The sequence below is a fragment of the Halorientalis litorea genome (genome assembly GCF_023028225.1).
Lineage (GTDB): Archaea > Halobacteriota > Halobacteria > Halobacteriales > Haloarculaceae > Halorientalis > Halorientalis litorea.
Window position 1 is genome coordinate 1,339,046 of sequence record NZ_CP095482.1, and the last position, 19,018, is coordinate 1,358,063.

The 19,018-nt window shown below is 66.3% G+C and carries 25 protein-coding genes and 1 tRNA gene; 11 read left to right on the top strand and 15 right to left on the bottom strand.

What is annotated here, in order from left to right; all coding sequences use genetic code 11:
- Positions 1-17 precede the first annotated feature (17 nt).
- From ftsY to MUG95_RS16865, 5 genes are all read right to left on the bottom strand, one after another.
- Positions 18-1,112, bottom strand: coding sequence for a signal recognition particle-docking protein FtsY (ftsY, locus tag MUG95_RS07155; protein ID WP_247010379.1), 1,095 nt, complete (start codon positions 1,110-1,112; stop codon positions 18-20).
- Between the two features lie 6 nt (positions 1,113-1,118).
- Complete coding sequence (pfdA, locus tag MUG95_RS07160) at positions 1,119-1,592, bottom strand: prefoldin subunit alpha (protein ID WP_247010380.1); 474 nt, start codon at positions 1,590-1,592, stop codon at positions 1,119-1,121.
- Positions 1,589-1,762 carry a 50S ribosomal protein L18Ae gene (rpl18a, locus tag MUG95_RS07165; protein WP_247010381.1) on the bottom strand — a complete coding sequence of 58 codons (174 nt, stop codon included), beginning with the start codon at positions 1,760-1,762 and terminating at the stop codon, positions 1,589-1,591. The genes pfdA and rpl18a overlap by 4 nt, the downstream gene beginning before the upstream one ends.
- A 478-nt stretch (positions 1,763-2,240) precedes the next feature.
- Complete coding sequence (locus MUG95_RS07170) at positions 2,241-3,329, bottom strand: aminopeptidase (RefSeq protein ID WP_247010382.1); 1,089 nt, start codon at positions 3,327-3,329, stop codon at positions 2,241-2,243.
- Positions 3,330-3,389: 60 nt separating this feature from the next.
- Positions 3,390-3,521, bottom strand: coding sequence for a DUF7859 family protein (locus MUG95_RS16865; protein WP_256463872.1), 132 nt, complete (start codon positions 3,519-3,521; stop codon positions 3,390-3,392).
- Positions 3,522-3,633: 112 nt separating this feature from the next.
- Here MUG95_RS16865 and MUG95_RS07175 point away from each other — a divergent pair, with 112 nt between their 5' ends.
- A complete protein-coding gene (locus MUG95_RS07175) occupies positions 3,634-4,437 on the top strand; it encodes an ArsR/SmtB family transcription factor (protein WP_247010383.1) in 804 nt (267 codons plus the stop codon).
- Positions 4,438-4,561: 124 nt separating this feature from the next.
- On the opposite strand, the gene MUG95_RS07180 is transcribed toward MUG95_RS07175, so the two are convergent.
- A complete protein-coding gene (locus tag MUG95_RS07180; protein WP_247010384.1) occupies positions 4,562-5,071 on the bottom strand; it encodes a metallophosphoesterase in 510 nt (169 codons plus the stop codon).
- Between the two features lie 109 nt (positions 5,072-5,180).
- Between MUG95_RS07180 and MUG95_RS07185 the strand changes: the two genes are divergently transcribed.
- Positions 5,181-6,131 carry a cation diffusion facilitator family transporter gene (locus tag MUG95_RS07185; protein ID WP_247010385.1) on the top strand — a complete coding sequence of 317 codons (951 nt, stop codon included), beginning with the start codon at positions 5,181-5,183 and terminating at the stop codon, positions 6,129-6,131.
- Positions 6,132-6,161: 30 nt separating this feature from the next.
- Here MUG95_RS07185 and MUG95_RS07190 read toward each other — a convergent pair whose 3' ends face one another.
- Positions 6,162-6,878: a hypothetical protein gene (locus MUG95_RS07190; protein ID WP_247010386.1), complete on the bottom strand. Its 717-nt coding sequence runs from the start codon at positions 6,876-6,878 to the stop codon at positions 6,162-6,164.
- Positions 6,879-6,956: 78 nt separating this feature from the next.
- Here MUG95_RS07190 and MUG95_RS07195 point away from each other — a divergent pair, with 78 nt between their 5' ends.
- Positions 6,957-9,185 (top strand): ATP-dependent DNA helicase, encoded by a 2,229-nt coding sequence (locus tag MUG95_RS07195; RefSeq protein ID WP_247010387.1) that lies wholly within the window; start codon positions 6,957-6,959, stop codon positions 9,183-9,185.
- Here MUG95_RS07195 and MUG95_RS07200 read toward each other — a convergent pair.
- Both MUG95_RS07200 and MUG95_RS07205 read right to left on the bottom strand, forming a co-directional pair.
- Positions 9,182-9,691, bottom strand: a complete 510-nt coding sequence (locus tag MUG95_RS07200; RefSeq protein WP_247010388.1) for a 2'-5' RNA ligase family protein — start codon at positions 9,689-9,691, stop codon at positions 9,182-9,184. The two genes, MUG95_RS07195 and MUG95_RS07200, sit on opposite strands and share 4 nt — an antisense overlap.
- A gap of 39 nt (positions 9,692-9,730) precedes the next feature.
- Complete coding sequence (locus MUG95_RS07205) at positions 9,731-10,015, bottom strand: hypothetical protein (protein ID WP_247010389.1); 285 nt, start codon at positions 10,013-10,015, stop codon at positions 9,731-9,733.
- A gap of 53 nt (positions 10,016-10,068) precedes the next feature.
- On the opposite strand from MUG95_RS07205, the gene MUG95_RS07210 reads away from it, so the two are divergent.
- Together MUG95_RS07210 and MUG95_RS07215 are read left to right on the top strand one after the other, a co-directional pair.
- Positions 10,069-10,143: transfer RNA gene (locus MUG95_RS07210), tRNA-Arg, on the top strand.
- A gap of 258 nt (positions 10,144-10,401) precedes the next feature.
- The gene (locus tag MUG95_RS07215; RefSeq protein ID WP_247010390.1) at positions 10,402-10,887 is read left to right on the top strand and encodes an MOSC domain-containing protein; all 486 of its coding nucleotides are present in this window, start codon (positions 10,402-10,404) and stop codon (positions 10,885-10,887) included.
- 12 nt (positions 10,888-10,899) lie between these two features.
- On the opposite strand, the gene MUG95_RS07220 is transcribed toward MUG95_RS07215, so the two are convergent.
- From MUG95_RS07220 to MUG95_RS07235, 4 genes are all read right to left on the bottom strand, one after another.
- The gene (locus MUG95_RS07220; RefSeq protein WP_247010391.1) at positions 10,900-11,565 is read right to left on the bottom strand and encodes a translation initiation factor IF-6; all 666 of its coding nucleotides are present in this window, start codon (positions 11,563-11,565) and stop codon (positions 10,900-10,902) included.
- A 2-nt stretch (positions 11,566-11,567) separates the two neighbouring features.
- Positions 11,568-11,843 carry a 50S ribosomal protein L31e gene (locus MUG95_RS07225; protein WP_247010392.1) on the bottom strand — a complete coding sequence of 92 codons (276 nt, stop codon included), beginning with the start codon at positions 11,841-11,843 and terminating at the stop codon, positions 11,568-11,570.
- Entirely contained in the window at positions 11,843-11,995 is a 153-nt protein-coding gene (locus MUG95_RS07230) for a 50S ribosomal protein L39e (RefSeq protein WP_247010393.1), read from the bottom strand. Before MUG95_RS07230 ends, MUG95_RS07225 begins: the two co-directional genes overlap by 1 nt.
- Before the next feature lie 357 nt (positions 11,996-12,352).
- Complete coding sequence (locus MUG95_RS07235; RefSeq protein WP_247010394.1) at positions 12,353-13,168, bottom strand: ZIP family metal transporter; 816 nt, start codon at positions 13,166-13,168, stop codon at positions 12,353-12,355.
- A gap of 209 nt (positions 13,169-13,377) precedes the next feature.
- On the opposite strand from MUG95_RS07235, the gene MUG95_RS07240 reads away from it, so the two are divergent.
- The gene (locus MUG95_RS07240; protein ID WP_247010395.1) at positions 13,378-13,638 is read left to right on the top strand and encodes a DUF7999 family protein; all 261 of its coding nucleotides are present in this window, start codon (positions 13,378-13,380) and stop codon (positions 13,636-13,638) included.
- Between the two features lies 1 nt (position 13,639).
- Here MUG95_RS07240 and thpR read toward each other — a convergent pair whose 3' ends face one another.
- Entirely contained in the window at positions 13,640-14,197 is a 558-nt protein-coding gene (thpR, locus tag MUG95_RS07245; protein WP_247010396.1) for an RNA 2',3'-cyclic phosphodiesterase, read from the bottom strand.
- Between the two features lie 119 nt (positions 14,198-14,316).
- Between thpR and MUG95_RS07250 the strand changes: the two genes are divergently transcribed.
- The 5 genes from MUG95_RS07250 to MUG95_RS07270 all read left to right on the top strand — a co-directional run bounded on the left by MUG95_RS07250 (position 14,317) and on the right by MUG95_RS07270 (position 18,357).
- On the top strand, positions 14,317-15,051 hold the full coding sequence (locus MUG95_RS07250; RefSeq protein ID WP_247010397.1) for a tetratricopeptide repeat protein: 735 nt from the start codon (positions 14,317-14,319) through the stop codon (positions 15,049-15,051).
- Entirely contained in the window at positions 15,051-15,344 is a 294-nt protein-coding gene (locus tag MUG95_RS07255) for a DUF424 domain-containing protein (protein ID WP_247010398.1), read from the top strand. Before MUG95_RS07250 ends, MUG95_RS07255 begins: the two co-directional genes overlap by 1 nt.
- Before the next feature lie 72 nt (positions 15,345-15,416).
- Entirely contained in the window at positions 15,417-16,514 is a 1,098-nt protein-coding gene (locus tag MUG95_RS07260; RefSeq protein ID WP_247010399.1) for a mandelate racemase/muconate lactonizing enzyme family protein, read from the top strand.
- Positions 16,515-16,582: 68 nt separating this feature from the next.
- Positions 16,583-16,984: an acyl-CoA thioesterase gene (locus MUG95_RS07265; protein WP_247010400.1), complete on the top strand. Its 402-nt coding sequence runs from the start codon at positions 16,583-16,585 to the stop codon at positions 16,982-16,984.
- 137 nt (positions 16,985-17,121) lie between these two features.
- Positions 17,122-18,357: an aminotransferase class V-fold PLP-dependent enzyme gene (locus MUG95_RS07270; RefSeq protein ID WP_372608196.1), complete on the top strand. Its 1,236-nt coding sequence runs from the start codon at positions 17,122-17,124 to the stop codon at positions 18,355-18,357.
- A gap of 157 nt (positions 18,358-18,514) precedes the next feature.
- Here MUG95_RS07270 and MUG95_RS07275 read toward each other — a convergent pair whose 3' ends face one another.
- A complete protein-coding gene (locus MUG95_RS07275; protein WP_247010402.1) occupies positions 18,515-18,952 on the bottom strand; it encodes a DUF2391 family protein in 438 nt (145 codons plus the stop codon).
- Positions 18,953-19,018: the final 66 nt, after the last annotated feature.

The window sequence follows — 19,018 nt, forward strand, 5'->3', positions numbered from 1 at the left end:
CTGTGACCCGCGGCCGGTCACTCCTCGCCCAACAGGCGCGAGACGATGACCTCGGGGTCGAACCGCTCGATGTCGTCGTAGTCTTGCCCGGTCCCCAGGAAGAGAATCGGCTTGCCCGTGACGTGGGCGATGGAGATGGCCGCGCCGCCTTGCGGGTCGGCGTCGGCCTTCGTCAGCACCGCGCCGTCGATTGCGGCCGCGTCGTCGAACTCCTCGGCGCGGTTGACGGCGTCCTGCCCCGCGACGGCCTCGTCCACGAACAGCGTCATATCGGGGTCGATGACGCGGTCGATTTTGGCCAGTTGGTCCATCAGGTCGTTGCTGGTGTGGAGTCGCCCGGCCGTGTCGCCCAGCACCACGTCCACGTCGTGGGCCTCGGCGTACTCGACGGCGTCGTAGATGACCGCCGCCGGGTCCGACCCCTGCTCGTGGGAGATGAGTTTCCGGTCCAGCGCGTCGGCGTGTTGCTGGAGTTGCTCGTTGGCCCCGGCGCGGTACGTGTCGCCGTTCGCCAACACCGTCGAGTAACCTCGCTCTTCGAGGTACTGTGAGAGTTTGGCGATGGTCGTCGTCTTCCCGACGCCGTTGACGCCGGTGAAGACGATGGTAACGGGCTTGTCGGCGTCCGTGATTCGCTCCTCGAAGTCGAACTGGCCGACGCTGATGACGTCGACCAGCGCGTCGTGGAGTGCCTCTTCGACGAGTTGCCCCGCCGTCTGAACCTGCGCGCGGGTCTCCCCGACGAGGTTCTCGCGGATGCCCGTCAGTATCTCTTGAGCAACGCCCATCTCCACGTCCGAGGAGAGCAAGGCGAGTTCCAAGTCCTCGAGCGGGTCGTCGAGGTCCTCGGCCTCGATGACGGTTTGACCCGTCGCGGCGAGTTTCGCCCGCTCCATCAACCCGCGGTCTTCATCCGCGTCGGCGTCCGCCGTGGCTGTCTCCGTCTCGTCGCCGGCGTCCGGCGCGTCCGCCACCTCCGGTTCGGGTGCCTCGGTCTCGGGTTCCGCGGCGTCTCCGTCGGCGGCTTCGCTCTCCGGTTCGCCGTCTTCAGTGGCTTCCTCCTCGACGTCGCTTTTGAAGTTGTTCAGCTTGTCTTTCAGTCCGTCGAACATGACCCCTTACTCTTCGTCGTCGGCCTGCTGCTGGAGCTGTCCCATCTGCTGTTGCATCTGCTGCTGTTGCATCTGCTGGGCCTTCTGTTCGAGTTCCTCGCTCTCGGACTCGATTTCCGCAATCTCCGAGCGCAGCTCCTCGATGCGCTCGTCGATGGTCTCTTTCTTGCGTTCGAGGGTCCCGATGGCGTCGTCCTGTTCGCGCTCGGCCGCGTACCCGCCGCCGAGGCTGACGATTATCTCGTCGATGTCCTGCACTTCCGCGCGGACGTAGGCGTCGCCGCCCAGCGGCACCTGCACGGTGTCGCCGGTGCCGAGCGTCTCGATGGCCTCGACGGCCTCGTCGATTTCGAGTTTCTCGTCCTGCAGGTCCTCGACTTCTTCCTCGATGGCTTCTTTCTCCTCTTCGAGCGCCTGAATCTCCTCGGCGAGCTGTTGGAGCTGTCCGCCGCCACCGCCACCGCCGCCACCGAGGCTCATGCCGCCACCTCGTCCACTTCGACCTGCGTACGCTTGAGGCCGTGTTTCGAGCCGAACTCGGCGTAGGTGTGCTCGACCGCAACGTCCTCGTTCGGTGCGTCGAGCGTCTTCTCGAAGCTCTCCCAGCCGTCGCGTGCCTGCCAGCGACCACTCACGGTAAACTCGGTCATGCCCATCAATCCGAGAGCGACGGGGAAGAACCTTGCCCATCTAAATTTTACTTCGTCGGGTCGCGGCTCTGCCGCGACCCCTCCTCCAAAATTTAGTACAAAACGACCTGCTGGCTCGCTGGCTCACGGCTCCGCCGTTCGCCGTCCGAGGCACTCCCTTCGGTCGCGCCTCGCTCCGCTCCCCAGCAGTGAACCGCGCGCCAGCGGCGCGCGGATGCCGGCGGGACCGCATCCGCGACCGCTACCACAACCACCGCCGCGGCGACCGCGACTGCAACTGTCCTAGCTTCCTTGATGGCTCGCGTCGCTCGGCTCTCCACTTCGTGCCTCCGATGTCAGTCGTTTCTTCGTTGCGTCACGGCTCGCTCCGCTCGCCGCTCCGGTTCGAGGCCTCCCTGCGGTCGTGTCACGCACTCCATAGCTTCACGGCTCGCTCCGCTCGCCGCTCCGGTTCGAGGCCTCCCTGCGGTCGGCCTCGCTACTCTTCGAACACGAACACACCGTCTTCCTGCACGACTTCGCCGTCGACCTCGATGCGCGAGTCTTCGCTCATGTCGACGATCATGTCGACGTGCTGGGCACTCTGGTTCTGCTCGTTGCCCTCGCCGACCGTGTCCTCGTAGGCCCGGCCGACGGCCATGTGGACCGTATCGCCCATCTTCTCGTCGAACAGCATGTTGTAGGTGAACTGGTCGATGTCGCGGTTCATCCCGATGCCCAACTCCCCGAGGCGGCGCGCGCCGGGGTCGGTGTCGAGGATGCTCGTGAGTACCGCCTCGTTTTTCGACGCGCCGTGTTCGACCACTTCGCCGTCCTCGAAGACGAGGCGGGCGTCGATGACCTCCTTGCCGTTCCGGTAGACCGGCTTGTCGAACAGGACTTCCCCCGCCACGGAGTCGGGGACGGGCGCGGTGAACACCTCGCCGCCGGGGATGTTGTGGACGTTCGTGTCGTTGATGGCCGGGTTCCCGGCGATGGACATCGTCACGTCCGTCGTCTCGCCCGAGACGATGCGGACTTCCTCGCCCTCGTCGAGGATGTCGACCATGTGTTCCTGGAACGCGCGCTGTTCGTCCCAGTCTTTGAGGATGGCGTCGTAGACGAAGTTCTCGTAGGCCTCCGTACTCATCTCGGCGAGTTGGGCGCTGGCGGGCGTCGGGTGCTGTGTCAGCGTCCAGCGGTCGGTCAGTCGCTCGTCGAGAATGGGGCTGTGCGCCTGCTGGTAGGCCGAGTTGACCTCGCTGTCCACGTCGTCAAGTTCGGTGACGTTCTCGTCCGCTCGGATGGCGATGTGACAGTCGGCCGCCTCCACGAGTGCCTGCTCGTGTGGCGGCGTCTCGAACTCGACGTCCGCCTCGTCGGCGGCCCGGAGGTAGCCGCGGATGGCGCGGCCGCCGCGGTTGGTTCGCACCGCGAGCGGGTTGGCACCGCGGTCGCCGGCGATTTCGAAGATGGCGACGACGAGGTCGTCGGCGACCGGTTCGGACTTGACGACGAGATTATCACCCTCGCTCAGGTCGATTGCGTCGGCGAGTACCTGCGCGTGTTCGCGAATCCGTGGGTCCATACGGATACGTGGACTGGGGCGGGGTAACAGTTTTCGGACGCGGCAGGGACCGGATGCGGGCTACTTTCTGCTGTCTTGAGCCTGCTCGACGCCCTCCTTGAACCCGGTTGCGACCCGCCGGAGGAACAGGTAGACGGCGAAGACGAACAGGAGCATCAGAACGACGATAGACGCCATGACGGCATCGGGCATACCTCCGAGTTGCCCGTGAGACGGCAAAGACGTTTCGGGGTCGGACGGGGCGCGAGGCCGTCCTATCGCAGGTGACAAAATTGATACCGCTCGCTCGTGAACGGGCCGAACGATGTCGCTGTTGCCCTCCGAACCGGACACGTCAGCGGCCGACGAGGCCGACCCGCGCGTCATCGGCGTCGACTCCGAGGCCGCCGACGACGTGCTCTCCGCCCTGACCGCCGAGACGGGTCGGGAGTTGCTGTCGGAACTCCACGACGACCCGGCCCCACCCGCGGAACTCGCCGAGCGCGTGGACACGTCGCTACAGAACGCGCAGTACCACCTGAACAAACTCCAAGAGGCCGGTGCCATCGAGGTCATCGACACGATGTACTCCGAGAAGGGGCGCGAGATGAACGTGTACGCCCCTGCCGACCAACCGCTGGTCATCTTCGCCGGCAACGAGGAGCAGTCGACCGGCATCCGGGCCGCGCTCTCGCGGTTGCTCTCCAGTCTCGGTATCCTCGCGCTGGCGAGCGTCGCCGTTCAGGAGGTGTTCGGCGGCGGTATCGGGACGCTCATCGGCTTCGGTGCCCAGAGCGGTGCCGGCGGCGACAGCGGGGCCGCCCCCGCGGCCGCGACGGACACGCCAACCGAGAGTCCGACGCCGACCCCGGAGGGTGGTGACGGCGGGGGCGTCGGCGCCATGGACGCCGAAACCGAGACGCCGGCGGAGACGACGGAAGCCGCCGAGGCGGCGACGGAGACGGCGAGGGAGGCACTCGCGACCGAAGTCCCGGACGCCGAGACGACGCAGATGGCGACCGAGGCCGCCACGGACACCGCGCTGTCGCTCCCGCCGGGGCTCGTGTTCTTCCTCGGCGGACTGACCGCGATGGCACTGGTCGGTGGCGTCTGGTACCTCCGTAGGTAAAACGGCTGTTTGAGTCTCCGTCGACTACTTTATTCTCACCCGTGTAGGAACGAGTGCGCCCGTCTCAGGCGGGCCACTCCCGTGTCAGTTGCCTGCCCGCTTCGGCCCTCCGCGTACGGGCGCGCTACGTCTCCACCCGAAACCGTTCGAAGACTGTCCCCGCTGGCTCCACCAAGCGCCCGACGATTCCGTCCCCGTCGCGTTCGAGTTCTGCGTGTGCCGGTCTGTACTGCCGTGGCTGTGCGTGACTCCCCGGATTGAGGAGCGTCGGCCCGTCGGCGTCGTGGACGCCGGGTCTGTGCGAGTGCCCGAAGACGACCACGTCCGCGTCCTCCTGTCGCCCGAGCAGCGAGAGTGCCGTCTCCGAGTGTTCGTGGCCGTGGACGACGACCAGCCGAATTCCCTCGCTCTCGACGACGCGCTGTGCCGGAAGGCGGTCCCGGACCGCCGGCGTGTCGTTGTTTCCGGTAACGCCGGCGAACGCGCCGGCCTCGGCGAGGAAGGCGTCGAGTACCGACTCGGTCACGAAGTCGCCCGCGTGGACGACGAACTCGGCGTCACGGACGGCGTCGAGGGTGCGCCCGGTCAGCCGGTGGCCGTCACGGCTGTGCGTATCGGAGACGACGGTGAGCATGCCCGGTCGTACGTGGGCCGGGGCAAAGACCCCGTGGCTTCGGGCCGGGTGGTGCCACCAGTCGGCCGTACCCAGAACTCCTTTGTCGCTGCCGCCGGTCCGTCCGGTGATGGCTGGCAACAGTACCGGTGTCGTCATCGCCGCCCTCGTCGCCAACGGCGCGATAGCTGTGTTGAAGTTCGTCGGCTTCCTGCTGACCGGAAGCCCGGCGATGCTCTCGGAGACGTACCACTCCATCTCCGACACCGGCAACCAAGTGTTCCTCTTGGTTGGCATCCGGTACGGGGGCCGGGACGCCGACCAGCGACACCCCTTCGGCTACGGGAAGGCACAGTTTTTCTACAGTTTCCTCGTGTCGGTGATGCTGTTCGGCATCGCCGGGTGGGAGGCCGCGAAACACGGCTACAACGCCATCGTTCACGGCGGTCACGGCGGGCCGCGGACGGCGACACTCCCGTTCACCGACGTCGTCTTCGACGCCGTGTTCGTCAACTACGTCGTCCTCCTCGGGGCCATCGCCTTCGAACTCTACGCGTTCAAGAAGGCCAACGACGAGATACGGCGACAGATGGACGTACACGACTGGGACGGCTACCGCGAGGCGTTCAGACACACCTCCGACGTGACGACGCTGACCGCGCTCACCGAGGACTTCATCGCCCTCTCCGGCGCGGGCATCGCCCTGTTCGGCGTCTTCCTCACTCGGACGACCGGCAACCACATCTACGACGCCGCCTCCGCGCTGATAATCGGTATCATGCTGATGGGCTTCGCCATCGCGCTGGCGTGGGAGAACAAGCGGCTCCTGCTCGGCGAGAGCCTGCCGGCTCCCGAGGAACAGAAACTCCGTGACGTGGTGGCCGAGTGGGAGGGCGTGACCGAACTCGTCGACTTCCGGACCGTCTACTTCGGCCCGGGCCGCCTGCTGGTCACCGCCGACGTGGCCTTCGAGAAGGAACTGGCGACCGAGGCCATCGACGGCCGCATCACCGACATCGAGGCGGCACTCATCGAGACGGACGAACACGTCCGGAAGGTGTATATCGAACCCGAACTCTGACCGCACCCACGCGGTGTGACCCGCGTCGCTTCATCCGTCGGTTCCGTTCCCGGGCACCACGTATCGGAGTGGGACAACCCACGACGGCGTCGCCACCGTCGTCTCGCCGACGGCCGACAGCGTGAACGACTCGACGACTTCCACGCCGACGCCCCGCCGGTAGACGCGCTTGCTGTACGCCAGCACCCGCCCCCGCTCGTCGGCGACGACGCGGAGGTACGGTGCGGGCCCAGAACCGTTCTCGTAGGTCGCACTCGCCGTCAGGACGTACCGTGTCCCACCGTCGCGTCGGATTCGCTCGGTGACCGTCAGCGTCCGATTGGTGGCGAGCAACGACGCCCCCGTCGGCGGGTCGCGCTCCCGGGACCGGACGGCGGTCCGGGCCGTGTCGCCCGTCCGAACCCGGACGAACCGGCGGTCACCTGACCGGTAGGTCGTTCGCTCGCCGCCGCGTGTGAGCGAGCGGTTCCCCGCGACACGGACGGTCCGCGTTGTGGGGCCCCGGTCGACCGTGAGCGTGTAGTTCGTGTCCGAGAACGTGGCGGCGTGGACCGACGCCAGTCGAGTGGCGGCTATTTCGCCGTCGGCTGTCGGGCCGAACCCGGCCGCCGGCCCGTCCGCTGTCGGGGTCGGTGCGGGTGTGAGTGTCGGCGTCCCGGCGTCCGCCGTGGCCCCGAACCCGCCGAACGAACACCCCGAGAGGACGACGAGCACCGCACAACAGGCGACCGCGAGTGCCCGACGCATTGTTACGTGCTAGCGAGCGAAGGTGATACGTCTGACGGACTGCGAGGATTTTTGTTCACGAGGGAAGAAGATACCGACGTGGCGACACAGGACGACGGCTACATGCGGTTTTTCCCCTACGAGGAGGCGTACGACCACCAGCGCGACGCCATGTCGCGCATCTCCGACGCCCTCGGGGACGGGGCGGACGTGCTGTTCGAGGGGGCGACCGGGACCGGAAAGACGCTCGCGGCACTCGTCCCGGCACTCGAACACGCCCGCGAGACGGACAAGACCGTCGTCATCACGACGAACGTCCACCAGCAGACCCGGCAGTTCATCGAAGAGGCCCGCGCCATCACCCGACAGGAGTCCATCCGGACGGTCGTGTTCCGCGGGAAAGGGTCGATGTGCCACATCGACGTGGGCTACGAGGAGTGTCAGGCCCTCCGGGACACGACCCGTGACGTGGTCGAGGCCGAAGCCGACCGCGCCGACCTCGAACGCCGCCAGTCGGACCTCCTGACGGAGAGTCAGGCGGGCGACGAGGAGGCTGCCGAAGCACGACAGGCGGTGATGGACGAACTCGACGCCGTCGAGGACGAACTCGAACAGCTACGCGAGGAGGGCAACACCTGCGAGTACTACTACGAGAACCTGACCGCCGACACCGACGAGTTCTACGACTGGCTGTTCGCGGACGTGCGCGACCCCGAAGACATCTACGAGTACGCCGAGATGGAGGGGTTCTGCGGCTACGAACTCCTCAAGGAAGGGATGGAGGGCGTCGACCTCGTGGTCTGTAACTACAACCACCTGCTCGACCCGGCGGTGCGCGAACACTTCTTCCGGTGGCTCGGCCGTGACCCCGAGGACATCGTCGCGGTGTTCGACGAGGCCCACAACGTCGAGGACGCGGCGCGTGACCACGCCACTCGGACGCTCACCGAGACGACGCTGGACAGCGCGCTCGACGAACTGTCCGAACAGGACGGCCCGGGTGCGGACGCGGCCGCCAACGTCGTCGACGCCTTCCGGACGGCACTGGTCGAGACGTACGACGACGCCTTCGCGTTCGGGGAGCGGGAGGCCGTCGGCGAGGACTGGTACGACCTCACAATCGCCAACGAGGAGGGGCGTGACGACCTGACACTCGCCTTCCTGCAGGCCTACACCGGCCCGGGCATCGAGCAGGACATCGACCGCGCGCTCACGTTCGGCCGTGCCCTCGACGAGCAGTACGAGGAGGCGTACAAGGACGGCGAGACGAGCACCCGACAGGAGTGTCAGACGCTGCAGGCCGCACAGTTCCTCGCGACGTGGATGGACGAGGGGACCGACGCCGGACGCTACCCCGTCGTCGGCGTCCGCCGCAGAGGCGGTGGTAGCGACGGGCGGGGTGGCACGGGAGACGGCGAGGTGTACGGCCGCGCGGAACTGTACACCTGTATCCCCGAGCAGGTGACCCGCTCGCTGTTCGACACGCTCCACGCGTCGGTGCTGATGAGCGCGACGTTGCGGCCGTTCGACGTGACCGAGGACGTACTCGGACTGGACGACCCCGAGACGATGGCCTACGGCGCGCAGTTCCCGGAGGAGCGTCGCCGGACGTACGCCGTCGAGGCTCCCGCCCTGTTCGCCAGCGAGCGCGACGACCCCGGCGTACAGGCGACAGTCACGGGGACACTCGAAGACGCCATCGCGTTCACGCCCGGAAACACGCTCGCCTTCTTCCCGAGTTACAGCGAGGCCGAACGCTACCACGACCGGACGGACGTGGACGCGACGTGTTTCCTCGACGAACCCGGCGTCCGCGCCAAGGACCTGCGCGAGCGGTTCACCGACCACGACGACGCGGCACTGTTCACCTCGCTGTGGGGGACGCTGGCCGAGGGTGTCAGCTTCGACGACGACGACGCCCGGACCGTCGTGGTCGTCGGCGTTCCGTATCCGCACCTCGACGACCGGATGGAGGCCGTGCAGGCGGCCTACGACGAGAGTTTCGGCGTCGCGGACGGTGCCGACGAGCGGTCGGGCACCGCGGACGCCGGGTGGGAGTACGCCGTCGAGATTCCGACGGTGCGCAAGACTCGACAGGCACTCGGCCGCGTCGTGCGCTCCCCGACGGACTTCGGCTCCCGGATTCTCGTCGACAAACGCTACACGACGCTCGGCGAACGCGAGATGGGCGAGTACACCGTCCGCGAGACGTTCCCCCCGGAGGAACGCCGGGAGATGATAGACATCGACCCGGAGAAACTCCGCTTCGCCATGCTCAACTTCTACACCGACATGGACGCCTACGGCGGCGACCCGCCGACGCCCTAGCTGGGGAGCGAGAGTCGGCTGACCGTCTGGCCACGCTTTGCGTCCCAGAACACCAGTTCCTCGACAGTCCACTCGATGGGGTCGATTTCGCGGGCGGCCACCGCACGGGCAGGCTCTACGTCTCCGCCGCGCGCAACGGTGACGTGCGGCGTGTAGTCGTCCCCCTCGATGTCGTCGACTGGGTCGAACCGCTCACAGAGGCGTTCGTGGATGGCGACGAGGGCGGGACTCTCGATGCGCAGGTAGACGATGGGTTCGGAACCGATGGGCACGTCCTCGAAGACACCGATACCGGGCACGCGGATCGACACGGGGTCGATTCCGGTCAGCACGTCCCGAACCGCCGCCTCGTAGCGGGCGTACTCGGCGTGGTCCCCACCGCCGAGTCGTTTGACGTTGAGCGTGTGTTCGCCACGCGCTCGGACCGCCGCACCGGGCAAGTCCGTCGCGAGGTCCGCCGCGAGCGCGGCGACGGCCGAGGGAACCGGAGCGTTCAGACTGTACACGTCAGTACTCGCGGCCGGGCGAGCCAAAGGGATTGTCCCTCAGAACTTCGAGATGAACAACAGCCCGGCCGCCACGAAGCCAAGCAGTACCAACTGGAGCGGCAACAGCGAGAGTGTTATCGAGAAGTACTGCGCTAACCCCTCGAACACCACCATCAGCCAGAACAACCCCAACCCCAGGAAGATGAAGAGGTTCCTCACCTTCCGCTTGGTAACGTTCGCCATCCCTGCATCCACGTTACCCAGTCCCGAAAATAAAACCACGGGTTCGAGCGGGTCTCCCGGCCGTCCACTACCATCCAGCCAACACGGCTGCTGTGTCATACGGCGAGGTGAATCCCGTCTCTTTTTGTCCGACCTGTCCAACCACGGGGTGAGGGCACGTAGCTCAGTCCGGACAGAGCGTCGGACTTCTAATCCGATGGCCGTGGGTTCGAATCCCATCGTGCCCGTCCACCTTTTTCCGCTCGGGCGCACCTTCGGCGCACCACTCGCGAAAAAACGTGGGCGAAAAATGCGCGAGAACCGCGTACCGATGGCGCGCGGATGCTCGCACACCACGACAGCCCGCAATTAAAACACTCCCGAAGAGTTGCGCAACTGTGGACAGCGTGAATGTCGGCACGCGTGATGCGGACGTATCTTTCCGCCGCTACGGGCCGGGAGTTGACGGGTACTGTTTTTGGGCCTCCGCCCCGTGGTGCTACGCTATGACGACCGGAGACAAACGCATCGAAGGGCTCTACGTCGCACCGGAAGCGGGCGACGATATGCAGGCACGGGAGCGCGTCGAGGCCGTCGCAGGCAAGGGGTTGCGGGGTGACCGCTACTTCGACCAAGCGGGGTCGTGGAACGGCGATGACGGGCGCGGACTGCCGCCGGCAGACCGCGCGCTCACGCTCATCGAGGCCGAAGCACTCGAAGTCGTCGAACGCGACGAGGGCATCGAACTCGACCCCGGCGCGCACCGCCGGAACGTGGTGACGCGGAACGTCGCCGTCAACCACCTCCTGGACGAGCGGTTCCGACTCGGCGAGGTGGTCTGTGAGGGCGTCGAACTCTGTGAACCCTGCGCGTATCTGGAGTCGATTACCGAGGACGGCGTACTGAGCGCGCTGGTTCACCGCGGCGGGTTGAACGCCAGAATCGTCGAGACGGGGGCCGTCAGCGTCGGCGATACCGTGGAAGTCCTGTAGGCGGACCCGGGGTCAGTCGATGTAGCCGAGCGCGTTCTCGATGCGTCCCAGTTCCGGCCCGGTCGTGTCCTCGCCGACGACGTAGCCGTGTTCGTTGGCGAGGAGGCCGGACCCGACCAGCGGGCCGCCGTAGTTTATCGTCCCGATGTCCGCGGGGACGCCGAGTAGCTCCTCTAGAAAGTCCAGTTCCTCGTCGGTCGATTTCGGGTGACAGAGGACGCCGCGGTTCGTCGCGACGGCGGCGGTACCGACCGTCTGGACGGTGGCGAGCGTCCCGCGTTCGACGGGAACGTCGAGGCCGTCTTCGACAGCCTCGACCGCTGCCTCGGAGAGGTCCGGGTGGACGTACGCGCCGGTGTCGTTGGCGAGGACGACGTTCCCGGCAGCGGTAATCCGGCCCGGCAGTTCGGTGACCGGGGAGTCCACGGCGTCGCTGATTCGCTCGCGTTCCCGGTCAGTCACGCGGCTACTGACCACCAATCCGTTGCTGTTGCCGACTGCGAGCGCGCCGACTGTGCCGGACCCGCCGACGGTAGTAGCGACTGCTGGGACGCCGAGTTCCTCGGCGCAGTCCGCACGGCGGTCGGCGTCGATGTCGGGCCGGACGAGCAGGCAGTCGTCGGTAGCCCGTGCGAAGACACCGATGTACGACGACCCGGAGAAGGCGGCGCGAAGCAAAGTTACGCCGTCTCGGCTTCGACGACGCTCTCGCCCTCTTCCTCGAAGCGGGCCGCACGGACCCGGAGCTTGCTCGGCGGTTTCTTGCGACCCTGTTCCCAGATAGCCTCGTTGATAGAGGGGTCGAGTCGAACCTCGTCTTCCGAGACGCTGAAGTTCTTGGCCAAGTGCTCGCGGAGGAGCGTCATGGCCTTGTCCGCACGCTTGTGCTTTGCCTCTGCCTTCGCGTCACGGAGCGGGACGGTGATGACTCGCTCCTCGAAGTCGCTTGCGCTCATTATTCGTCAGTGTCGCTCCGCCGCCAGTTGCGGCGCTTGTGGTTGCGCGTCACGTCGCGGTCCGTCTTCATCATGACCCACGCGGGCATCCGCGAGTTCTGTCGGTCGAGTTTGGCGAGTCGCTTCTTCTTCGCCTTCGACTTCTTACCCATAGTGCAAGTCTCTACCTCGCCGCGGCTTAAATTTGTGTTCTTTCGCACCCACCTTTTTCGAGTCGGGGTTTCCTCGCTCACTTCGTTCGCTGCGGGAACCCCGATGACAAAAACGTCCCCAGAAATCGGAGATTTCTGGTGGGTGGTTCGAGAGACGCCGGACGGCGTCTCTCGTCATCCCGAAAGGCCTCGCCTTTCGGACGACTGCGCAAGAGCTTCGCTCTTGCGAACGTGGGCGAAAAAGGCCGCGAGCGCGCCACTGGTGCGCTCGCGGGTGCTGTGCGCGTCCGCTCCCGCGCCACCCGCCCCCGCACCGCGACAGCGACCGCACTCCGTACCCGCCAGCCACCGCGCCCGCTACCCGCCGAGGAACGCCAGTGGCACCATCACCACGATGCCGACGACGAGGCCGGAGACGAGTTCGCGGTAGCCGCGGCCCGGGAGTCCCGCGCCGCGGTCGAGTGCTTCGGGGATGAACTCGGTGAGGACGAGAAACACCATCGCGCCCGCGGCGAACCCGAAGCCGGCGGGCAAGAAGTCACGAGCGATGCGGACGAACGCGAAGGCCAACACCGCACCGATTGGCTGGGGGAGACTGGAGAAGACGGCCCACCAGACCATCCGCGGCGGGGAGACGCCCATCGACTGCAGCGGAATGGAGATGGCGACGCCTTCGGGGATGTTGTGGATGGAGATGGCGATAGTCATAAACAGTGCGAGGATGGGGACGACGAACGGGCCGAGCGTGAGGCCGCCGGCGAGGTTCAGTTCGGCGAAGGAGACGCCGACGGCGACACCCTCCGGGAAGCTGTGGACCGTCAGCACCCCGAGTATCAACACGAGTTTCTGGAAGTCCGCCTCCGCGTACTCCTTCGGGTCGAAGTGATGGTCGGAGATGAGGCGGTTCGCGACGACGACCAACACGACGCCCGCGAGCAACCCGCCGACCATCAACCACACGTCGAACTGTCCGTCGGCCTCCGCCAACCCCTCCATCACCAACCCGAACACGGACGCAGAGACCATGATGCCCGACGCCAACCCCCACAGCACTACCTGCAACCGGTCGCTCACGTCCTCGATGAAGAAGAACGGGAGCGCGCCCAACCCCGTCGCCAGCGCGGTTACGAATCCGGCAACGAACACCAGCACTAGGTTGGCTAGCAAGCCCATATATCGACGCTGTGTGTGCGCGGGCATAAGAATCATCGCGAATCTGATTATTTCGGCTGGCCTAAACCCACGGGACCGGTGGCCGGAACTCGGCGGCCGCGGTCCGACATTAAACGTCCTTAGTCACTGACCGCGTGTGAAGGGTGTTATAGTAACATCACGGCCCTAGTACCTGACATTTATTTATTTGTTCTGGATAACAGTAAGTGATGTCAAAAGCAAAGTCGAGTTCTTCTGGAAGGACGTTCACCGTGACCGAGGCGATGGACGACACCGGGCGACTGACCGTTCGCGAGGCGGCCACCGGGGACACCTACGAGGTATCGCGGTTCGCCGACGAACTGCTCCGGGAGCGGCTCAAGACGCTCGCCCCCGGCAGTCGGGTCCAACTCGAACTGCGGAGCGGTGAGGTACCGACGGTCACGCGACTGCTGCCCGCCACGCCGCTCGAACCGTTCGGCGCGGACTGACTCACAGGCCGACCCGGGCGAGCGTCGAGTACGTCGGACCGTCGGCGGCCAGCTGGCTCTCGGTCAGGCGAATCTCCGACACCTGCAGGTGTCCCACCGTCGGGTCGCGCTCGCGGACCAGCGTCTGCACTCGCTCTTTTCCGCCCGCGTGGTCCATCCGTGCGAGCGTGACGTGTGGCGTGAACTCGTGTGCTTCCTCGTCGAAGCCGAGGTCGACCAGCCGTGGCTCGATGGCCTCGTGGAGTCGCGTCAGTTCCGCGTCCCCGTCCCGGACGCCCAGCCAGACGACGCTGATGTAGTCGAGCGACGGGAACACGCCGAGGCCACCGAACTCGGCACGGAAGGGGTCGACGCCCGACGCCTCGACCGCCCGTTCGAGGGCCGCGACCACCTCGTCCGTCCGGTCGGGGTCCGTCTCCCCGAGGAACTTCAGCGTGACGTGTGCCTGCTCGGGGTCGGTGACCTTCAGACCCAGCAGGTCCCCGAACAGGTCCTGTACCGCCGCCACCTCCTCGGCCAGCCCGTCGAGGTCGACGCTGACGAACAGCCGCTTGCCCATGAGTCTCGTTCGCCCGTCGCCCGCTTGAATCCACCGCCGGGCGGCCGTCTGCGGGGTCGATTTCCGGTGCTCGTCCCGTGGACGTAGCCCTTAACCCCGTGCCCGACCAATCCGGGCGTATGACAGACCGAGAGCGCGACGACCACGAGTTCTCCAGCGGGCAGGGGCTGCCCGACGAGTTCGAGGAGTTCGACCTCGACCCGCCGGAACTCGCGGTCGACCCCGACAAGGTAGACCCCGTCGACGCACGCGTCGTCACGGACATGCTCGACGACCGGAACCTCGCCAGCGAGGAGGTCGACGCCGAACAGTTGCTCGACGTGGCGTTGAACTACATGCAGATTCACCGCTTCGAGCAGGCCGCCGACGCCTTCGAGCGGACCGCCCGCTTCGCCGAGGACGAGGGTATCGAACAGGAGGCGTGGGTCAACAAGGGCGTCGCCCACGCCGAAATCGAGGAGTACGACCTCGCAATCGGCGCGTACCGCGAGGCGTTGGACATCGACGATTCGAGCGAGTACGCCGCCACCGCCGAGACGAACCTCGCGTACGCCCTCTGGGAGTCGGGCCGCTCCGAGCAGGCACTCGAACACGCCGAACGCGCCGTCGAACTCGACGAGCGGTTCGCCCGCGCGTGGTACAACCGCGGCTTCTTCCTGCTGGAGCGGGGCCTCGCAGAGGACGCGCTGAACTCCTTCGACAACGCCATCCGCCTCGGCCACCGGAGCGTCGACATCCTCGAAGAGAAGGCGCGCGCGCTCGAAGAACTCGGGAAGCACGAACGGGCCGAAGAGGTCGCCCAAGAGGCGGAGGAGCGTCGCCAGCAGGCCGAGGAAGAACTCGTCAGCGAGTGATGCTCCTGAACGAACGGTCGACCGACGAGGGAACGCTCGTCTCGGTGTGTGACCCGGATGTCCTCGGGGAGACGTTCGAGGACGGCCCCGTCTCGCTGACCGTCGAGGCGGACTTCTACGACGGCGAACAGGTCGGCGAGGAGGCAGTCGTCGAGAGCCTCGCACAGTGTGCGGTCGCCAACATCGTCGGCACCGAATCGGTCGCGCTGGCGGTCGAACACGGCTTCGTCGAGGAGGAGAACGTCCTCGACATCGAGGGCACGCGCCACGCCCAGTTGCTGCGGATGGGGTGACCTCCCGCGGTCACTTGAGCGGCCTAACACCCCCGGCTGAACGCTTTTGTGTTCCCCGAGTGGGGTGAACGTATGCAGATAACTGGTGTCACACAACACGACTTGGAGTACGTCGCCGAGGGGAGTTTCCGGCCGACGTGGATTCCGGGCTATCCGCAGGGCACCCACGAGGTGGCCCTCTTCGAAGTCGAAACCGACGCGGGGATTACCGGCTACGGCGCGATGCCGAGTTTCGCCGGCGGCCTCGACTTCGCCGACCCGCTCTCGTATTTCTTGCTCGGCGAGGACCCGCGAGACGTGGAAGGCATCCTCCGACGACTGGAGAGTTTCCATCTCCTCGGTCCGCGGCCGTGGGGCGTCGAGATAGCACTCTGGGACATCATCGGCAAGGACGCGGGCAAACCCGTCTACGAACTCCTCGGAGGGACGGAGAGCGAGATACCGGTGTACGCCTCCACCGGCGAGGTGAAACCCGCCGAGGAACGAATCGAGTACGTCGCCGACGCCGTAGACGCGGGGTTCGGTGCGGTCAAACTCCGCGTGACCGACCCCGACCACATCGACATCGTGCGCGCGGTGCGCGACGCTTTCCCGGACCTGCCGCTGATGGTCGACGCCAACAAGGGGTGGGCGGTGCGTGTGATGGAGGACGAACGGCAGTGGTCGTTCCGCGAGGCACTCGACTTCGCCCGCGGACTGGAGGAGGTGGGGAACGTCCGGTGGCTGGAGGAACCGCTCCCCCGACGGGACTACGACGGCTACGCCCGTCTCCGCGAGGCCGTGGACGTGCCCATCGCCGGCGGGGAGTTCAACGACGGCATCCATCACTTCCGGGAGTTCGTGAAACAGGGCTCGCTCGACGTGTTACAACCGGACGCCGCCCTCGCCACGGGCATCAAGCGCGCGAACGAGGTAGCGGCGATGGCCCGCCAGCACGGCCTGGAGTACGTCCCGCACACGTGGACCAACGGCGTCGGCTTCGTCGCCAACCTCCACGTCATGGCCGCCAACGACTCGCCGTGGTGTGAGTTCCCGAACGAACCACCGTGGACGCCCGAGGTTCGTGACTTCCTGCTGACCGACACTATCGACCACGACGACGGCGTCGTCACGCCGCCGGACGGGCCGGGCTTGGGCGTCGACATCGCCCCCGAGTATCTCGACGGGTGACGCTGGCACCGAGTCTCACACCGACCCGGAATCGTAAGGGAGAGGCTCGGTGACCGTCCCCTCCCGATATGGACGAGTTCGCGTTCGTCGCCGACATGGCGGTTCGCTTCCGTGATTTGGACCCGTGGGACCACGTCAACAACGCCGTCTACGGGACCTACCTCGAACAGGCCCGCATCGAGTACATGGACGAGGTGCTCGCCGACACCGTCGGGAGCAGGACGTTCGTCCTCGTCCATCAGGAACTCACCTACGACGCCCCCATCACTTACGGCCAAGACCTCACCGTCGCCGTCCGTGCCAGCGAGATGGGCACGTCGAGTCTCACGTTCACCTACGAGGTGCGGGCCGACGGCGAAGCCGTCGCCACCGCCGAGACGACACAAGTCTACATGGACGACGAGGAGCCGGCACCCCTGCCGGAGACGTGGCGCGAGGCTATCCGAGACTTCGAACCCGGCCTCGCCTGAGTCGTCCGGTATGGGTCACCCGGTGACGTGCTGCCACGCGGTCCCGCGAGGCGACGGGAGAAACCACATTCGACTAGTTCCGGTCGCCGTAACCGAAGGAATGTTCCGTCCGTAGTCCCTCCGTGTGAGTAATGGGAATCCCCGAGTCAGCACCGCTGGACACCGAACAGGTCCGCGCGGACTTCCCGATTCTACAGCGGGAGTTCGGCGGCGAGCAGTTGGTGTATCTGGACAACGCCGCGACGAGTCAGACGCCGGACCAGGTGGTCGATAGCATCGTCGACTACTACCACAACTACAACGCGAACGTCCACCGCGGCCTCCACCAACTCTCACAGGAGGCCTCCATCGCCTACGAGGACGCCCACGACCGGGTCGCCGAGTTCATCGGGGCCGAGGGCCGCGAGGAGATCGTCTTCAACAAGAACGCCACCGAGTCGTTGAACACCGTTGCCTACGCGTGGGGCCTCTCTGAACTCGGCCCCGGCGACGAGGTTGTGCTCACGGAGATGGAACACCACGCGTCGTTGGTGACGTGGCAACAGATCGCCAAGCGAACCGGTGCCGAGGTGAAGTACATCAGAGTCGACGACGAGGGGTACCTCGACATGGACCACGCCCGCGAGTTGGTCACCGACGATACGGAGATGCTGTCCGTGGTCCACGTCTCGAACACGCTGGGGACCGTCAACCCCATCGCGGACCTCGCCGACCTCGCCCACGACCACGACGCGTTGATATTCGCCGACGGCTGTCAGTCGGTGCCGCACATGCCCGTCGACGTGTCGGAGTTGGACGTCGATTTCTTCGCCTTCTCCGGGCACAAGATGTGCGGTCCGACCGGTATCGGTGTCCTGTACGGGAAAGAGCACGTCCTAGACGAGATGCAGCCGTACCTCTACGGTGGGGAGATGATTCGGAAGGTTACCTTCGAGGACGCTACGTGGAACGAGCTGCCTTGGAAGTTCGAGGCGGGTACCCCGCCGATTGCGCAGGGTATCGCCCTCGCAGAGGCGTGTGACTACCTCGACGACATCGGCATGGAGGCCGTCCACCGCCACGGGACGCGGCTGAGCGAGTACGCCTACGACCGACTCTCGGAGTTCGAGGACATCGACATCTACGGTCCGCCGGGCGACGACCGCGCGGCACTCGTCGCGTTCAACCTCGATGTGGTCCACGCCCACGACACCTCCGAAATCCTCAACGAGTTCGCCGTCGCCGTCCGCGCCGGCGACCACTGCACGCAGCCGCTCCACGACAAACTGGGCGTCGCCGCCTCCGCCCGGGCGTCGTTCTACATCTACAACACGAGAGAAGAAGTCGACAAACTCGTGAACGCGCTGGACGAGGCACGGCAGTTGTTCGCGTGAAGGGGTGCGGTTCCGCGACCCGTCGCACTGCTCGCGCGGTAGCGGTACGAGCACAGCACCCGCGAGCGCACCGGCGGTGCGCTCGCGGCCTTTTTCACCCATGGTTTTGCCGCGAGCGGTTCGCGCGGAGCGCGAACCCGAGCGGGAAAAAGATGGGTCAGAAGACGGAGTCGGCCGTCGCCGCGCCGACGACGCTGAAGATGGCTCCGACGGCGACGGCTCTGGCAGTCGTCAGGGCGACGCTCGTGGTGGTCGGGTCGGTGAGGATTTCGCCGTTCACCAGAAACGTCGTCGGTGCGGTGAGGGCGACGGCGAGAACGGTGACCGACCCGTACGCGACGACCATCAGCGAGATGAAACGGATGGGGATGCCACCGACCTCGGCCTCCCGGTCGATGTCGCGGGTGGCGTCGGCCTTGTACAGCGCGCCGTAGCCGATGCTGAAGACGATGGCGACGACGGCGAGCGTGTGGGCGGTACTCATCTGCGCGGCGAGGACCCACACTTCTTCGGTGACGACGAACGGTCCCGCGAGCAGGAACCCACCGACCGTCTGCTGGGCGGTGTCGGCGACGCGGTACCGTCGTCTGCTCATACCTACTCCTGTCGGCGGCAGCACAAAACCGCCCCGGTCCGCACCGAACCCGTTTTGCCGCGGTAG

Coding starts and splice junctions, on each gene's coding strand:
- ftsY (WP_247010379.1), bottom strand. CDS start 1,112: ATGTTCGACGGACTGAAAGACAAGCTGAACAACTTCAAAAGCGACGTC.
- pfdA (WP_247010380.1), bottom strand. CDS start 1,592: ATGAGCCTCGGTGGCGGCGGTGGCGGTGGCGGCGGACAGCTCCAACAG.
- rpl18a (WP_247010381.1), bottom strand. CDS start 1,762: ATGACCGAGTTTACCGTGAGTGGTCGCTGGCAGGCACGCGACGGCTGG.
- MUG95_RS07170 (WP_247010382.1), bottom strand. CDS start 3,329: ATGGACCCACGGATTCGCGAACACGCGCAGGTACTCGCCGACGCAATC.
- MUG95_RS16865 (WP_256463872.1), bottom strand. CDS start 3,521: ATGCCCGATGCCGTCATGGCGTCTATCGTCGTTCTGATGCTCCTGTTC.
- MUG95_RS07175 (WP_247010383.1), top strand. CDS start 3,634: ATGTCGCTGTTGCCCTCCGAACCGGACACGTCAGCGGCCGACGAGGCC.
- MUG95_RS07180 (WP_247010384.1), bottom strand. CDS start 5,071: ATGCTCACCGTCGTCTCCGATACGCACAGCCGTGACGGCCACCGGCTG.
- MUG95_RS07185 (WP_247010385.1), top strand. CDS start 5,181: ATGGCTGGCAACAGTACCGGTGTCGTCATCGCCGCCCTCGTCGCCAAC.
- MUG95_RS07190 (WP_247010386.1), bottom strand. CDS start 6,878: ATGCGTCGGGCACTCGCGGTCGCCTGTTGTGCGGTGCTCGTCGTCCTC.
- MUG95_RS07205 (WP_247010389.1), bottom strand. CDS start 10,015: ATGACACAGCAGCCGTGTTGGCTGGATGGTAGTGGACGGCCGGGAGAC.
- MUG95_RS07215 (WP_247010390.1), top strand. CDS start 10,402: ATGACGACCGGAGACAAACGCATCGAAGGGCTCTACGTCGCACCGGAA.
- MUG95_RS07225 (WP_247010392.1), bottom strand. CDS start 11,843: ATGAGCGCAAGCGACTTCGAGGAGCGAGTCATCACCGTCCCGCTCCGT.
- MUG95_RS07230 (WP_247010393.1), bottom strand. CDS start 11,995: ATGGGTAAGAAGTCGAAGGCGAAGAAGAAGCGACTCGCCAAACTCGAC.
- MUG95_RS07235 (WP_247010394.1), bottom strand. CDS start 13,168: ATGGGCTTGCTAGCCAACCTAGTGCTGGTGTTCGTTGCCGGATTCGTA.
- MUG95_RS07240 (WP_247010395.1), top strand. CDS start 13,378: ATGTCAAAAGCAAAGTCGAGTTCTTCTGGAAGGACGTTCACCGTGACC.
- thpR (WP_247010396.1), bottom strand. CDS start 14,197: ATGGGCAAGCGGCTGTTCGTCAGCGTCGACCTCGACGGGCTGGCCGAG.
- MUG95_RS07250 (WP_247010397.1), top strand. CDS start 14,317: ATGACAGACCGAGAGCGCGACGACCACGAGTTCTCCAGCGGGCAGGGG.
- MUG95_RS07255 (WP_247010398.1), top strand. CDS start 15,051: ATGCTCCTGAACGAACGGTCGACCGACGAGGGAACGCTCGTCTCGGTG.
- MUG95_RS07260 (WP_247010399.1), top strand. CDS start 15,417: ATGCAGATAACTGGTGTCACACAACACGACTTGGAGTACGTCGCCGAG.
- MUG95_RS07265 (WP_247010400.1), top strand. CDS start 16,583: ATGGACGAGTTCGCGTTCGTCGCCGACATGGCGGTTCGCTTCCGTGAT.
- MUG95_RS07275 (WP_247010402.1), bottom strand. CDS start 18,952: ATGAGCAGACGACGGTACCGCGTCGCCGACACCGCCCAGCAGACGGTC.